The sequence below is a fragment of the Thermosyntropha lipolytica DSM 11003 genome (assembly GCF_900129805.1).
Lineage (GTDB): Bacteria > Bacillota > Syntrophomonadia > Syntrophomonadales > Syntrophomonadaceae > Thermosyntropha > Thermosyntropha lipolytica.
In genome coordinates this window covers 20,015-34,544 of record NZ_FQWY01000022.1, presented here as the reverse complement: position 1 = coordinate 34,544, position 14,530 = coordinate 20,015, and the positions used below count along the sequence as shown (strand labels likewise).

At 39.7% G+C, this 14,530-nt stretch carries 12 protein-coding genes; 8 read left to right on the top strand and 4 right to left on the bottom strand.

Translation table 11 applies throughout. The features are described 5' to 3' along the window. Positions 1-412 precede the first annotated feature (412 nt). Positions 413-712 (top strand): hypothetical protein, encoded by a 300-nt coding sequence (locus BUB92_RS07270; RefSeq protein WP_084728396.1) that lies wholly within the window; start codon positions 413-415, stop codon positions 710-712. Positions 713-751: 39 nt separating this feature from the next. On the opposite strand, the gene spoIIP is transcribed toward BUB92_RS07270, so the two are convergent. Beyond that, positions 752-1,693 (bottom strand): stage II sporulation protein P, encoded by a 942-nt coding sequence (spoIIP, locus tag BUB92_RS07265; RefSeq protein ID WP_073092200.1) that lies wholly within the window; start codon positions 1,691-1,693, stop codon positions 752-754. A gap of 86 nt (positions 1,694-1,779) precedes the next feature. Then, complete coding sequence (locus tag BUB92_RS07260; protein ID WP_073092197.1) at positions 1,780-3,060, bottom strand: adenosylhomocysteinase; 1,281 nt, start codon at positions 3,058-3,060, stop codon at positions 1,780-1,782. Between the two features lie 136 nt (positions 3,061-3,196). Here BUB92_RS07260 and BUB92_RS07255 point away from each other — a divergent pair, with 136 nt between their 5' ends. Genes BUB92_RS07255 through BUB92_RS07240 form a run of 4 tightly spaced genes read left to right on the top strand, consistent with a single transcriptional unit; the run spans position 3,197 to position 9,740 of the window. Beyond that, positions 3,197-4,378: a glycosyltransferase family 4 protein gene (locus BUB92_RS07255; RefSeq protein ID WP_073092194.1), complete on the top strand. Its 1,182-nt coding sequence runs from the start codon at positions 3,197-3,199 to the stop codon at positions 4,376-4,378. Positions 4,379-4,404: 26 nt separating this feature from the next. Then, complete coding sequence (locus BUB92_RS07250; RefSeq protein WP_073092191.1) at positions 4,405-5,964, top strand: 1,4-alpha-glucan branching protein domain-containing protein; 1,560 nt, start codon at positions 4,405-4,407, stop codon at positions 5,962-5,964. Between the two features lie 28 nt (positions 5,965-5,992). After that, positions 5,993-8,509 (top strand): polysaccharide deacetylase family protein, encoded by a 2,517-nt coding sequence (locus BUB92_RS07245; RefSeq protein ID WP_073092188.1) that lies wholly within the window; start codon positions 5,993-5,995, stop codon positions 8,507-8,509. Positions 8,510-8,531: 22 nt separating this feature from the next. Continuing rightward, positions 8,532-9,740 carry a class I SAM-dependent methyltransferase gene (locus BUB92_RS07240; RefSeq protein WP_073092185.1) on the top strand — a complete coding sequence of 403 codons (1,209 nt, stop codon included), beginning with the start codon at positions 8,532-8,534 and terminating at the stop codon, positions 9,738-9,740. Positions 9,741-10,080: 340 nt separating this feature from the next. On the opposite strand, the gene BUB92_RS07235 is transcribed toward BUB92_RS07240, so the two are convergent. Then, on the bottom strand, positions 10,081-10,608 hold the full coding sequence (locus BUB92_RS07235) for a DUF6691 family protein (RefSeq protein WP_073092182.1): 528 nt from the start codon (positions 10,606-10,608) through the stop codon (positions 10,081-10,083). 2 nt (positions 10,609-10,610) lie between these two features. Next, a complete protein-coding gene (locus BUB92_RS07230) occupies positions 10,611-11,120 on the bottom strand; it encodes a YeeE/YedE thiosulfate transporter family protein (protein ID WP_073092179.1) in 510 nt (169 codons plus the stop codon). 245 nt (positions 11,121-11,365) lie between these two features. Between BUB92_RS07230 and BUB92_RS07225 the strand changes: the two genes are divergently transcribed. The 3 genes from BUB92_RS07225 to BUB92_RS07215 all read left to right on the top strand — a co-directional run bounded on the left by BUB92_RS07225 (position 11,366) and on the right by BUB92_RS07215 (position 14,269). Further along, the gene (locus BUB92_RS07225; RefSeq protein ID WP_084728395.1) at positions 11,366-11,797 is read left to right on the top strand and encodes a PaaI family thioesterase; all 432 of its coding nucleotides are present in this window, start codon (positions 11,366-11,368) and stop codon (positions 11,795-11,797) included. A gap of 14 nt (positions 11,798-11,811) precedes the next feature. Further along, a complete protein-coding gene (locus BUB92_RS07220; protein ID WP_073092176.1) occupies positions 11,812-12,096 on the top strand; it encodes a putative Se/S carrier protein in 285 nt (94 codons plus the stop codon). A gap of 97 nt (positions 12,097-12,193) precedes the next feature. Then, positions 12,194-14,269, top strand: coding sequence for an ATP-dependent DNA helicase (locus BUB92_RS07215; protein ID WP_073092173.1), 2,076 nt, complete (start codon positions 12,194-12,196; stop codon positions 14,267-14,269). Positions 14,270-14,530 lie beyond the last annotated feature (261 nt).

The following is a 14,530-nucleotide window of genomic DNA, read 5'->3' as shown; positions in this document are numbered from 1 at the left end:
AAGCAAAAAGATAAACTCAAAAATCTGTTGAACGTTTACCCCGCTTGCTTTGCGAATGTTGGCAGCACGGAGTAACTGGTTGATCTTTAAAACCTTAAATAGTTTTGAAACTTCAGTTGTGACCTTTTCAGACGGATTAATTTGTTGTATCATTTAATCACGCATCCTTTCCGTTTGGATTGTTTTGGTTTCTTCCTTAATACCATTTTACCAAACGGGGATGCGTTTTTTGTTGTCAACAACAATTTTTTTGCTCAGTTACCCCCGATTTATTGCTGTTTGAGCAGGGTTTTCTGGATGCGAAACTTGAGTTCATAATAATAAGATTAGCAGAAAAAAAATAATTCTAAAACCTATATGTATGAATAAGCATATATAAAAATATCAGGTTTTTAAATAGGGAGAGAGAAAGGTGGAGGAAATAGGAACTCTTCTTCTTTTAGCCGTTTCGGCGGAAGCTATCTGGGAAACCTTACTGATGGTCAAGCTGAATGGAGGGATAAACAAGGAAAAATTGGGAGCGATAGTTATCGGTATTATACTTGCTATCGCCGCCCGGGTAGATTTTTTCTATATTATGGGAGTACCTCTGGCTATACCTTATTTAGGAATGGTTTTTACCGGGATAATAATATCCAGGGGGGCCAATTTTATACATGATATTATTAAGATAACTGAAGTAGTCAAAATAAAAAATAAAGCTCAAATTTAAAGGATCCCTGCTGTAAGGACCCCTTTAACCGTTTAAGCTTTAAGAGCGATCTTCATTACGAAGAACATGGATAAGTATATCGCCTAGAAAGTTCATGCTGGCTTTGGCTTCTTCCAAGCTGTTTTGTTCGGTACCAACTTCAAGTAAAAGAGCTGTAGGGTATAAGTCTTGATTGTAATCTCCTTTGCCTATAAATATCCCCCGCATAAAGCCGGGATATATTTTATCTGCTGCCGCTTTAACCCGGCGGGCATAATCTAAGTTTACCTGCATATTAGGATTAGATCTGCCAATAACTATCATCACCCGGGCTGCCTGCGTATCTTTGATATTAGTCTGATAAGCCGAAAGGGGTGCTGAATCCCGATGTATGTCTAAAAGAGCATCAGGACCTTTTTTAACCAGATCAATGGCGGTACGGCGGGAACGATGGTAAGCATTTATATCATGAGGATCATGGGCGTTAAGACTATGATATACTTTTATGCCCGGTATTTCCAGGCGTTCTTTTAAGGCTTTTCCTACCTTAAATATATCGCCATTACCTTTTTTGCTGGCCGTACCGGAGGTAGGGATATATGATTCATCACTGTGTGTATGATAGATAGCAACTGAAATATCTGTAAAATCAGGTTTGAGCAGTTTATCAGGAAGAAAAAGGGAAGCGGTAGGCACACTTGTTATATCATGCGAAGAAGCCTGATTTTTTACCACCGCTACTGCTTCCTTGCCTTTTACAGAAGTTACTATATAATGGATATTTTTTTCATTAATATACTCATCATCCTGGTAAACTTTGATACCGGTTTGCAGTATTATATTCCCCGCGGTATCGCGGATAGTATAATAATCAGCACTAGAAGCAAATGGGGGAAAAGGTAAGTTTTTATTATGATTTAAGTTGAGAAAATAAGCTGTAATTAATATGACAAATAAAATGCCAAAAAATCCTGCTAGATAGTATTTTTTTCTTCTATCCATAAAAAAACCGTCCTTTGCCTGTATAGTCAATAATTATTATGGACAAAGAGACGGTTTTTATGCAGTTTTTTGCCCGGGTTTAGATTTTAATCTATATCCCAGCTGGCCAGATATTCTTTTTGTTCTTCAGTTAGCTCATCAATTTCCACATTTTCTGATTGTAGCTTTAAACGGGCAACCTTCTGATCAATTTCTGCCGGTACATTATAAACATGATTGCCCAGTTTATCGCGATTTTTAATTACATAAACCAGAGATAGTGCCTGCAGCGAAAAACTCAGGTCCATAACTTCAGCCGGATGCCCATCACCGGCAGCCAGGTTTACCAGGCGACCTTCAGCCAGCAGGTAGAGCCTGCGCCCATCAGGCATGACAAATTCTTCAATATTGTTTCTTACCTTGCGCACATCAGTAGCCAGGCTATATAAATCTTTTTTGCTTATTTCCACATCAAAATGGCCGGCATTGGCAAGTAGAGCACCATCTTTCATTACTTCAAAATGTTCTTTGCGGATTACATTTATGTTTCCGGTCACGGTTATAAATATATCACCGATTTTGGCAGCTTCCCGCATGGGCATAACCTGGAACCCATCCATGATGGCCTCATTGGCTTTTATAGGATCAATTTCGGTGATTATAACTTTGGCTCCCATACCTAAAGCCCGCATGGAAACGCCTTTTCCACACCATCCATAGCCTACTACCACTACATTTTTGCCGGCTACTACCAGGTTAGTAGTGCGGTTTATGCCATCCCATACCGATTGTCCGGTTCCATAACGGTTATCAAAAAGATATTTCATGTAGGCATCATTTACTGCCATCATGGGGAAAAGCAGGGTATTTTCCCTATCCATAGCTTTAAGCCTTATTATTCCGGTAGTAGTTTCTTCACAGCCGCCGATAATGGTTTCAGCCTGCTTGCGGCGGTCGCGGTGAAGAATAGTAACCATATCGGCACCGTCATCGATAATGGCATGGGGCATAGTATCTAATGCATATTCAAGATAGCGGTGATATTCTTCCGGGGTTTCTCCATGTACAGCATATACAGTTATGCCAGAATCTACGAGGGCAGCTACCACATCATCCTGGGTAGATAGGGGATTACTGGCACAAGCGACTACTTCTGCTCCTGCCGCCTGCAAAGTCTGGAGCAGATAGCCCGTTTTGGCTTCTAGATGAAGACAGCAGGCTATTCTTTTGCCACTTAAAGGTTTTTCTTTGATAAATTCTTCCCTGAGGATGTTGAGAACAGGCATACGCTGGCTTACCCATGCTAATTTTTTATAACCTTCCGGTGCCAGATCGGGGTTTTTAATTATAGATGGCCTTATCTCTTTCGTTTTTAAGATGGCGTTCATTAATAAACCTCCCAGCTTTTCAATATTGTTTTTAGAAATTGGTTTTACTTATAAAACATTATAAGCAAAAAGCCTTACAATAGAAATAATTATCTGGTATATTATTAAAAAATATATCGTGAACGAGGGGATAAAGGTGAAGGTACTTATGTTTAGCTGGGAATATCCTCCTCATATGGTAGGAGGATTAGGGCAGCATGTTTTTGACTTAAGCCGGTTTTTAATAAAACAGGGAGTAGAGGTTCATGTAATAACTCCTTCTGCACCGGATTGCCTGCCTTATCAAAACGAAAACGGGGTACATATTTACCGGGTCGGAAAGCCTGCTTTAGAGGGTGAACATTTCAAATCCTGGATTTTTTCCTTTAACAGTGAAGCTATTCGCGCGGCAGTATGTGTAAATGATCAAATAGGGGGCTTTGATATCGTACATGCCCATGACTGGCTGGTAGCTTATGCCGGCAGGTCGGTAAGCAAGATTTTTTCCCTTCCCCTGGTTACTACCATCCATGCTACCGAACATGGAAGAAATTTGGGCCTGCATAACCGTATGCAGCTGGAAATCAATGAAATAGAGAAAAATCTTGCTTTAGAGGCTGATCAAGTTATTTGCTGCAGCCGATATATGCAAAATGAAGTAAGTACCCTTTTTGGAATTAAAAAAGAAGCTATTTATGTTATACCTAATGGAGTCGACCCTGAACTTTTTAAAAAGCTTCCTTCAACCTCCCCTTACAGCTATGTGGGGGAAAATGAGAAAGCGGTAGTTTTTCTGGGCAGATTGGTGCCGGAGAAAGGGGTTATGCAGCTTATTCAGGCTTTTAGCCAGGTGGTTAAAAAAGTGCCTTTAGCCAGGTTATATATAGGGGGGAGAGGACCTCAGAGGGAAATTTTAGAGAAAGAGGTGGCAAGATTAGGTTTAGAAGAAAAGGTTGTATTTACAGGTTTTATTGGCCTGGAAGACCGGAATTTGATCTACAAGCGGGCCAGCCTGGCTGTATTTCCAAGCCTTTATGAACCTTTTGGTATTGTCGCCCTGGAAGCCATGGTTACTGATACCCCTGTAATTGTAGGTAATGTAGGCGGATTGGCCGAAATAGTTGAAGATGGGGTTACGGGTCTTAAAGTTAATGCCCTGGAAATAGATAAGCTGGCTGATGCCATGGTAAGGCTGCTTACCGATGAACTTTTAGCGGAAAAGCTAAAACGCAATGCGCGGGAAAAGGTAAAAAATGTTTATAGCTGGGAAGCCATTGCGAAATCAACAGCTGATGTATATAGAGAAGTTTTGAGAGTAAAACAGAAGGTTATCTGCTAATTTTTCGGGCAAGGGAAGTGCAAAAAGTGGATGCGCGCATAATGCTGGTATTACACAGTCATATTCCTTATGTTAAGAGACAGGGAAGATGGCCTTTTGGTGAAGTATGGCTTTTTGAAGCTATGGCTGAAACTTATATCCCTCTTCTAAGAAGTTTTCTTCGCCTTTATGAAGAAGGGGTAAGGGCTCCGGTTACTATAAGTATGAGCCCTACTTTAATGGAACAGCTCCATTCTAAATACATAAAAAATGAGTTCATAAATTATCTAAAAGCATGTGAAGTTAGAGCTCTGGAGGATGAAAGATATTTTATTTCCTGTGGAGAAAAAAAACTGGCAGAAACAGCTGCTATTTATCATCGCTTTTATAAAGATGTACGCCGGGATTTTGTTATCGATTTTAACAGCGACCTTCTTAGCCTAGTTAAGGAAATGCAGAATAAAGGCTGTATAGAAGTATTAGCTACCGCAGCTACCCATGCTTATTTGCCTGTTTTGGATGAGAAAAGTGCGGATTGGCAAATCTTCTATGGTCAAAAAATTTATAAAAAATTTTTGGGGGTAGAACCTAGAGGATTTTGGCTTCCGGAGTGCGGATACCGCCGGGGATTAGAAGATATTCTGCTTAAATATGGTTTTAAGTATTTTTTTGTGGACAGCCATGCCATAGAAGGAGGCAAGCCTTTAGGAGTATTTAGTGGAGATATGCTGGAAGAAGAACCGGAGATAGAAACTTTTGCTATCACCGGCCTTAGCACTTATCGCCCTTATAAACTTAAAGATAAGGATATTACTGTTTTGGGCCGTAATGCTTTGGTAAGCCGCCAGGTATGGTCAGCAGAATTTGGGTATCCGGGAGATGAGAATTATCGTGAGTTTCATAAACATTTTCCTAAATCGGGACTTAAATACTGGCGAGTTACCGATAGATCTAAGCCTCTGGATAAAAAAGAATATTATGATGCCCATAAAGCAGAAAAAAAGGCTAAAGAACATGCTCATCATTTTGTGAGCGTTTTGCAACGGACGATAAGTGAAGCGCAGAAAATAGGTTTTAATAGGCCGCTTATTATAGGATGTTATGATACTGAACTTTTTGGGCACTGGTGGTGGGAAGGAGTTACCTGGTTGGAAGAAGTAATGCGGGAGATAGCCAGGCATAACCTGACTATGGTTTTACCCTGTCATATAGAAGCCCCGCGTTATGAAGCGGAAATTTTTGATTCTTCATGGGGAATGGGAGGCAAACATTATGTATGGCAAAATAAAGAAACCGAGTGGATGTGGCAGATTATCGCTAAAGCCAATCAGGAATATGAAGAGATTATTAATATAACAACCAGGAGTGAATTAGGTGAACGGGTGAAAAAACAGGCTCTAAAAGAGTTAATGCTTATCCAGAGCAGTGACTGGTTTTTCATGGTTACCAATAATCTTACCAAAGATTATGCCTTAAAAAGGTTTTTTGAACATTATACTAAATTTTTGCGCATAGCAGATGCGGTTAAAAATAATAAGGTAGATGCTGGATTTGCTGAATGGTTTGCCAAGGTAGAATATGAAGATGATCTGTTTAACTCCTTTTAATTTTTTATAGCAGGTTGGAGGTCGTTATATGAAAGGATACGTAGCATTCTGTCCTCATTTTCATCAGCCACATTTTCAGCTGTATAAGACCAGGGAAGAAGCATATAAGAATTCCTACGAGCCCTGGCTTAGTCTTTTGCAGGCTTTTGCCGATAAAGAAGGTTTTTTTATAAATCTGCATTTTTCCGGCCCTTTTCTATACTGGATAGAGAAGGAAAAACCTCAATTTATTTTGGGAATGAAAGAATTAATAAAAAGAGGCAAAGCCGGTCTAATTGGAGGGCTGGCTGATGAACCTTTTATACAGCTTACTTCCCGCCGGGATGACTTTTTTTATCAGATAAAAAAGTATGAAGAGCTTACGCAAAAGCTTTTTGAGGTAGGGGCTGATGAGTGGCAGGGGATACATATTGTGGAACGGGAAGGCGGCGAATTTTTGCTGCAGGAACTTAGCTATGCCGCCCGCAAACTAGGTGCTTTTCCCCTTTATTATCTGGATGCCGAAACTTTTTATAATTCCCATTTCGCTTATCCAGGGTCCGAGAGTGATTATTGTTTAAAACATTTTGGATTTAAGGATCCTTATTCGCGGACTACTATGAGTCATATACCGCAGGAGATGCTTTTTTTTGCTTTGCGTGATGAGATAGGAGGGCAGGAATATTTTGCCCTGCCTGTACATAGCAAATATCGCTATCATCTTTTAAAAAGAGGAGCTTTTACGCGTGAAGATAAAAATATTACCAAGCCGGTACATTATTACTTTTATATAAAAGATGCTCTGGAAAGAGCAGGCGAGCTAGGTGAAAAATGGGGGAAAAAAATAGAACCTATTCTGGTGATATTTGAAGATGCCGAAAAGTTTGGGCAGTGGAGCAAAGATCCGCAGGGTGATGCCAAATGGCTGGAGGAATTTTTCCATTTGGTACTGCAGGATGAAGAGCTTGCGTTTATAGGGATTAAAGATTATGTTTTAGCCCATGGGTTTCTGGATACTTATCCGGCCAGAAGCAGCCATAGCTATACGGAGTGGGAAAACTGGACGGCCAAAAGAGGGATAAGAGGTGTTGTCTTTGGTGATGAAAGACTGCGATTAGTTTTAAATCGTTTGCGCGATGTAGAAAAGAAACAGCGGCAAATAGAAGAGCATGTTATTAGCCTTTTTAGTGCTAGGATCTTTGCTGATAAGATGCCTGATGACAGCATACAGGATATGTATAAAAATGCTGTGCTGAATTCAGCTGAAAGGTATGAAATAGTGCAAAGGCTTTTAGAACTGAATTTTTCTGCTTCCCTGGCCCTGGGCTACCAGCTTGTGAATCGGGTGCGGCATGTGGTTTATCAGGAAGATCCTAAATGGGCCAGCCGCCACCCGAGTTATGGTTCTTCACCTTATTATGATATGCAGGGTTTGGCTTATTTATTTATGGCCGAGAGGCTTTTGCAGTATATGGAAGAAGCTTTAAATTTAGTTCGTGATGAAGAAGGTTTAGAGATAAAAGATTGGGATTATGACGGGCTAGAGGAGATAGTAATCAGGAATAAAGAACAGTTTTTGGTTATTGATTTAAAAGGAGGCTGTATAAGCTTTCATCAGGTTTTAGATAATAAGGTAAGCTGTGATCCTGATGTGATGAAAAGGATATTAGAGCGCGATATAGACAGTGTAGCTCCTTATAATGACATATACAGGATAAGCATACCTTTAATCTTTACGGAAACAGATAGCCGTATGGCCTGCAGTTTCTATCCGGAAGGGGGCAGAAAAGAAACTTGCCGCCATAGTATGCGGTGTGAGATAGAAATGGAAAGGGAAGGGGAATATACCGTTTTAGGCAACCTGGCTACTGTACAGTATAAAATAGATGAGATTGACAAAAAAGAAGATGAGATAAGGATAAAGCTGTTAGCTGAGGAAAAGATCAGACTGGAGGATGGGGATGAATATAATATAACTTTAACCAAAGAGTTTAGGATAGACCAGAAGGGAGTAAAATGTGCTTTTAAGGCTTTTTGTTCTCCGGAAAATAGCCGGATACGGTTTTTTTTGGTGCCTGATATTGCTGCTTCCGTTTCTCCTTCTGATGAGATCGATTTTAAACCTCAGGCCTGGGTTCAGATTGAATCCGGGGGGGAGAGAGAAATTTTATATCACCTGGAGGATAAACAGTTGCGCGAAGGAGAAAATATCAGCCTTATTGATGAAAGCTTTGTTTTTAACGAGCCGGGGGACATGAGTTATTATTACAGGATAAAGAGTGCTAAAGGAGAATGTTTTATTAATAGAGTAAATTACAGGTTATCAGCAGGAGAAAATATAGAAAAGGTGGTCATAAGTCCGGCGGTGAAAAACTATTATCAAGGATATGTAAATGATGAGCAGAGCAGATTAGGTTATCATACTTCCGGATTAGCAGTAAAACCTAAAATAGCTTTTAAGGATGGAGAAGCCTTTTTAAAGGTTGATATTTCCTGGGAATTTGATGTGAAATGGGAAGCTGATCCCAAAGCAAAGGTAGTAGAATTATTAGCCTACCCAAAATAAACTAGATAGGAGAGGGGATTATATGATTCTTAAGGAATTTTTCACCTATTATTTTTCCCATGTCGATGATGAAGTAAGAAAAATTTATGCCGGCCTTTTGCCTCAGGAAGAAGACCTGGCAGGGGCTTATGCGGAAATGTTCAGCCGGCATGATGAGGAAGCTCTGAAATTCTTGCTTGATTTTTATTCGGTTTCTTTTAAACTGTGCCGGGAAAATCCCCGGCAGGCTATTCTTTTTAATGTAAATGACAATGTATGTTTTGACTTTTTTCTAGATTATGTGTGGAACACTCTAACGGGAGAAGAACAGGATAAAGTATTTGCCGCCTGTGCTGTTTCTTCTTATGAAGAAGTCAAACAGAAGCTGAAAAAAGATGTAGCACTTCGCAACTGGTTCAGAAGAGAAATCGGTTCTGGTTTAGACCAGGAGGAACTTTTTACTTTGAATGAAGTCATCTCTTTGCAGAACTTTTCTTCCGGAGGAGAAAGTTCATTTTTACAGTATGTTTATCCCCGCATCAAGGATAAGTCAGGAAGGGTTCTGGATGGTGGATGTGGGGCAGGTTTTGCTACTCTGGTTATGAGCCAGTATATGGAAGTATATTCCCTGGATGCCTGTCAGGCAAGGCTTAAAAGAGCACATGCCCTGGCAGAAATGATGAAAAGAGGGGAGCGTAAAATTTTCCCGCAAATAATAAGCCTTATTCAAAAAGAACTGGGTGGTATTGAGGTAGAATATGAATTTCCGGATGCGGAAAAACTATTAAACCAGAAACCTAAAGATGTACATTTTACCTGGGGAAGCCTGGATAAGCTTCCTTATGAAGATAATTTCTTCCATTTTATTAATTGTTTGGATGTTTTGGAACATACTTATGATCCTGAGGCCATAGTCAAGGAATTTGCCCGGGTTTTACGACCAGGGGGACAAGTTTTTATAACTGCTCCTACTCGTTATGGAGAATGGGAACAGCGTATTCATGAGAGCATAGAAGGAACTTTATTCCCTGCCATGCTGCATATGCATCATTTTGATCAGGAAATACTGAGGGATATGTTTTCCCGCCATGGTCTGCGGGAAGTAGAGGTAGTTCCTTTTGACTTTATGACTTATGAAGACTTTTTGCATATTGCGGAGAAATCACCTGATGGAGAGTTAGCAGAAGATCTTAAACAGAAGTCTTTCGATAAAGTAGCCCTGCAGCTTTTTGCCGTATATGAAAAGATATAAGCCCGGCTAAGAAAAAGATAAAAGCCCTTGGCTTTTTAAGCTAAGGGCTTCAGGGCGTAGATTTTTAATTTAGGGTCAAAATTAGGTACATATCTAAAGACTTTTATTTTTCTATTACTTCCTGGTATGACAACAAAGTCACCTTCATCTAAAGGTCGGGTGGTTCAGTATCAACCAAATAGCCAAAGCTCTGTTGATAAGCTTCTATTTCCGCATATTTAAAATGAGTTTTTAGTTTCTATAAATAAGTAGCAGGTGTAGGCATATAATACCTGCTACTTATTTTATTTACAGCTGTACATGATATGACAACACAATCTGGGGAATTTTTTCTTTGGGGTTACAACTGCTTTTTTTCCAACCCGATAAACAAAATTACTACAATTATGGCAAAAGGTATGATGATGAACCAGTGGTTTATGCCCCAAAGGGCAGGAAGGCTTACTGAACCTAAATAACCCCAGGAAAGGACAGTTTTTTGTAAAAACGGGTAAAGTTCAGCTACTATGAGGGCTCCAACTATCATGCCGATAATTCCTACTCCTGCATCATATCTTCCTTCCGCCAGAGCTCCCCAGGCAGTACCAGGACAGTAGCCTATAAGTGCCCAGCCAATGCCAAAAAGCAGACCACCTATAACAGCTCCTCCCCAGGAGAATTCACGGTAGGTAATTTTCTCAATAATCCCTAGATCTAAAAAAATATGAACTCCGATCATACCCACTAAAATAGTGGTAAACATAAACTTTACTATTGTCATATCCAGTAAACGCAGAGCGCCTATCTGTTTATCATATCTTATTACCCGGCTTCTTTGTAAAAGAATGCCAAATAAAATTCCTGCTATAAGGCCTGACAATAATTTCATGCTTAATCCCTCCCCCTATAGATAAAACGAACTGCAGTAAGTCCCCCGAGGAAGAAAAACGGCATAGCTATGAAACCTAGAAGAGAAAGCTGGACCATGGCTGAAAGCTGGCCGCTGGGACATCCCCCAGCTATGCGGGCACCAATGACAGCAATAATACCGCCCACAAATGCTGCCAGAAAACGCTTGCCCCTGCTAGGTCCCAATTTTTTTTGCCACATATCAGGAACAGCTTGCATTTTAAAATCTCCAGCCACGATGGCAGAAACTAGAGAACCTATGAATATACCTGCTACAAACATAGCCTGCCAGTCAATAAGGGGCGGGATCTGCTGAAAGTATTTCAGAGATGCAAAGTGGGAAGGTGCAAGCAGAGATTCCAGTTTACCGGCCAGGCGCACTAAAGTAGTCGAAGTTCCGAAAAAATTATTGGTAAAAACAACAGATAAAGTAAGAAGAATACCGGCTAGGGCTCCCCCCAGATAGGGATTTAAAGATTTTCTTTCTTCCATAATTACCCTCCTTTGGCTGGTATTTAATACCTCATTTACATTATACCCGTTAATGGTATATGAGTAAAGAAAAAATTAGGGTTTGCTTTCAATGATATGATTATGGTCATATTGGCGATAATAACCATATATGCTTTACCAGGAAGGTCGGATATTTTGCTTTCTAATAATGATTTTAGATTATGTTTTTAATTTATATGTTATAATTTTTACGGTATTATCCTAAGGTAAAGGAGAGAACAGGTTTGTCGGCTTATGAAAGAATTGCTCCTGAATTATATGCATATATATGTAACACCGTATCTGATACCCCTTTTTATAATCTAATCGGAATAAATCTGGAAAGAATAGAGAAGGGACATGCTGTTTTAAGTGTTTGGCCTAAAGAAGATCATTTGAACCCTTTAGGTATGGTACATGGAGGACTTGTAGTTACTCTGGCTGATGCCGCCATGGGTAATGCTATCCGCAGTATGGGAATAAAAGGAGTTACGGCTGATATAACGGTAAGTTTTATATCTCCTCCCCCGTTAGGAGTTAAAATAGAAGCTGAAGGCAGGGTTTTGAAGGCTGGCCAAAATCTTATATTTGCCGAAGCTGAGGTATGGGCAGAGAAAAAGCTTATAGCCAAAAGCCAGGGGACTTTTTTTAAAACCGGAGAAATATCTTTAGGTTAGGAGTGAAAACGGATATGTCAAATCTTATAAAAGCAGAAAAGTATGCCCTTTTTACTTTTAATACCACTTCCCATGCTCTGAAGGCGGAAAAGGTTTTAAAAGCCCTGGGAGCTGAGTTTTTAATAGTACCTACTTTACGGGAAATTTCCAGCAGCTGCGGATTATCTGTAAAGCTTTCCTGGGAGAATATAGAAAAATATTATAATGACCTGCTGGAAAATAAAGTACCTGTAGAAGGGGTGTTCAGGGTAGAAAAAGAAGGCAAAAAAAATAATATAACGAAAATAGAGATGGCATAAAAAAAAGTATTTCCTGAGCTGCAGGCATATGCTTGTAGCTTTTGTTCTTTTTTATAGATTATAATTACGGTAGGGAATATATGAGAGGATAGTCGATATGACAAGATGGATGGATGATGTGGAAAGTATATTTAAAGAAGATAGCCGTATAAATCAAATCCTTCCCGACTATGTATACCGGGAAGAGCAGGTAAATTTAAGCCTGGCTATCGCCCGGGCTTTGGAAAAAGATGAATTCTTGGTAGCGGAAGCAGGTACCGGTATAGGAAAAAGCTTTGCTTATCTTATCCCGGCTGTTTTATGGGCTGTCCAGACGGGGAAAAAAGTAGTCATATCTACTAAGACTAAAGCTTTGCAGCAGCAGATAGTGGAAAAAGATTTGCCTGCTCTGAGAAAGATTTTAGACCTTGATTTTAGCTATGCCGAAGCTAAGGGACGCGAAAATTTCCTGTGCTGGAATAAATACCATCAGATTATAGCCGGCAAAAAGAGACTGGAAAAAGAAGAGCTGGAGTTGATAGAAAAAATTATGCGGTGGGCGGAAGAGACGACTACTGGAGATCGTAAAGAGGTTATGGTCGAGGCCCGCTTGCTTAAAAAATGGGGTATAGTATCAGCTGAGCGGCAAACCTGCTTTAAGGAGAATTGCCCTCACCAGGAAAAATGTTTCCGGATGAAGATGATTAAAAAGGTACATAAAGCTGATATTGTGGTTACTAACCATGCTTTTCTGCTTGCTGATATTATGGTGGAAAATAGAGTCCTGCCTGAATATGAGTATCTAATAATCGATGAGGCGCACAGTTTTGAACGGGAAGCTTTTGATAAATTATCGGTATCTTTGGTCTTTTCTGATTTAGAAGATTTGCTTTATGCCCTTTACTATAAAGATGCTAAATGGGAAAAAGGTTATCTTACTCACCTTAAACGCTCTTTCCCTCTTCTGCAGATGCTCATAGGGGAACTGGAAATGCTGGTAGATAAAGGAATACAGCTTACCGCAAAGGTTAAGTCCTGGTTAGATAAAAATTTTGTCAGCGAAGATGATACGGGGTTTAGTAAAGTTTTGGGGGAGAAAGAGAAAAACCGCTTTTTAGAGGAAGATTTTTTGCATATTTATCTGGAATGGTATGATACGCTGCAGCTTATCTGTTTTAAGATGGAGGATTTGCAAAGGGAGATGGAGGTAGATGATGAGGGCTGGGAACTTACCGTTTTTATCCGCAATTTAGAGCAGGAACTGGATAAGATTTTTACTTTGCTGGAAGAAGACATACAAAAAAGCGATAAGATAATATGGCTGCAATTTTATGCCGGGAGGGTAAGAGCTATTTCTTCTTCCTCCATAGCAACCGGAGAAATTTTATATGAAAAACTCTACCTTAAACTTAAGAGTTTAGTTATGGTTTCAGCTACTCTGGCGGTAGAGGGGGATTTTTCCTATTTTATATCTAAAAGCGGACTTTTATTGTTTAACCAGGAGGGAAGGCTTAATACCCTTATTGAAAAATCGCCTTTTATGTATGAAGAACAGGCTTTTATGTATATTCTAGAAGATATGCCGTTTCCTGATAATGATAGATTTAATGAAGAACTGGCAGAAGTTGTCTCCGGGATATTAGATTTTTTACCCGGGCGTATTTTAATACTTTTTACTTCTCAGGCCCAGATGAAAAAGGCTGCTCGCCTTTTGCGGCCTATCTGCGATAGCAAGGGGGTTAAGCTTCTGGTACAAAATGAAGACGGAGAGGCGGCTTCTTTGGTAAATGAGTATATAACTTGCCCGAATGCGGTTTTGATGGGGCTTGATACCTTCTGGGAAGGAATTGACTTAAAAGGAGAACTTTTAAAGTGCCTTATCATTACTAAGCTTCCTTTCCGTTCTCCGGATGAGCCTTTTGCCCGGGCAGCGAGCCTTTATTTCAGTTTGCAGGGCCAAAATACATTTACCAGCTTTATGCTGCCTGATGCGGTAATCCGTTTTAAACAAGGAGTAGGAAGGCTCATTCGCAGTGAACAGGACAGGGGGATAATAATTGTCCTGGACAGCCGCCTGGAGAAGAAAGCTTATGGCAGTATCTTTAAAAATAATACTCCGGTGAAGAATATAAAAAAATTATCCCAAGAGGAATTTAAAAGAAATGTGGCTGCCTGGTTAGGTTTTATTTTATGATAATAACCCAATTATCCCGGCTTTATGCTTGTTCGATTTAATTTTAGGTTGTTTTTAGTTTTTTTCTAATAAAAAAGAACCATTCCCGGAGAAAATTCATAATATAAATTGATAAAAAAACCTTTGGTGAAAGGAGAACTGCAAGATGAAGGTGTATTATATAAGGATTCCCCGTTTTTTGCGTAATTTACTTTTAAAAGTATGGGGTTAAGTTTTCAGGTAAAATAACCAGGGAGGGATACCAGTGTCTGTTTTCCGTAT

Bases quoted from the DNA above. Each gene is read 5' to 3' on its own strand.
- spoIIP (WP_073092200.1), bottom strand. From the start codon at position 1,693: ATGGATAGAAGAAAAAAATACTATCTAGCAGGATTTTTTGGCATTTTA.
- BUB92_RS07260 (WP_073092197.1), bottom strand. From the start codon at position 3,060: ATGAACGCCATCTTAAAAACGAAAGAGATAAGGCCATCTATAATTAAA.
- BUB92_RS07245 (WP_073092188.1), top strand. From the start codon at position 5,993: ATGAAAGGATACGTAGCATTCTGTCCTCATTTTCATCAGCCACATTTT.
- BUB92_RS07240 (WP_073092185.1), top strand. From the start codon at position 8,532: ATGATTCTTAAGGAATTTTTCACCTATTATTTTTCCCATGTCGATGAT.
- BUB92_RS07235 (WP_073092182.1), bottom strand. From the start codon at position 10,608: ATGAAATTATTGTCAGGCCTTATAGCAGGAATTTTATTTGGCATTCTT.
- BUB92_RS07230 (WP_073092179.1), bottom strand. From the start codon at position 11,120: ATGGAAGAAAGAAAATCTTTAAATCCCTATCTGGGGGGAGCCCTAGCC.
- BUB92_RS07220 (WP_073092176.1), top strand. From the start codon at position 11,812: ATGTCAAATCTTATAAAAGCAGAAAAGTATGCCCTTTTTACTTTTAAT.
- BUB92_RS07215 (WP_073092173.1), top strand. From the start codon at position 12,194: ATGACAAGATGGATGGATGATGTGGAAAGTATATTTAAAGAAGATAGC.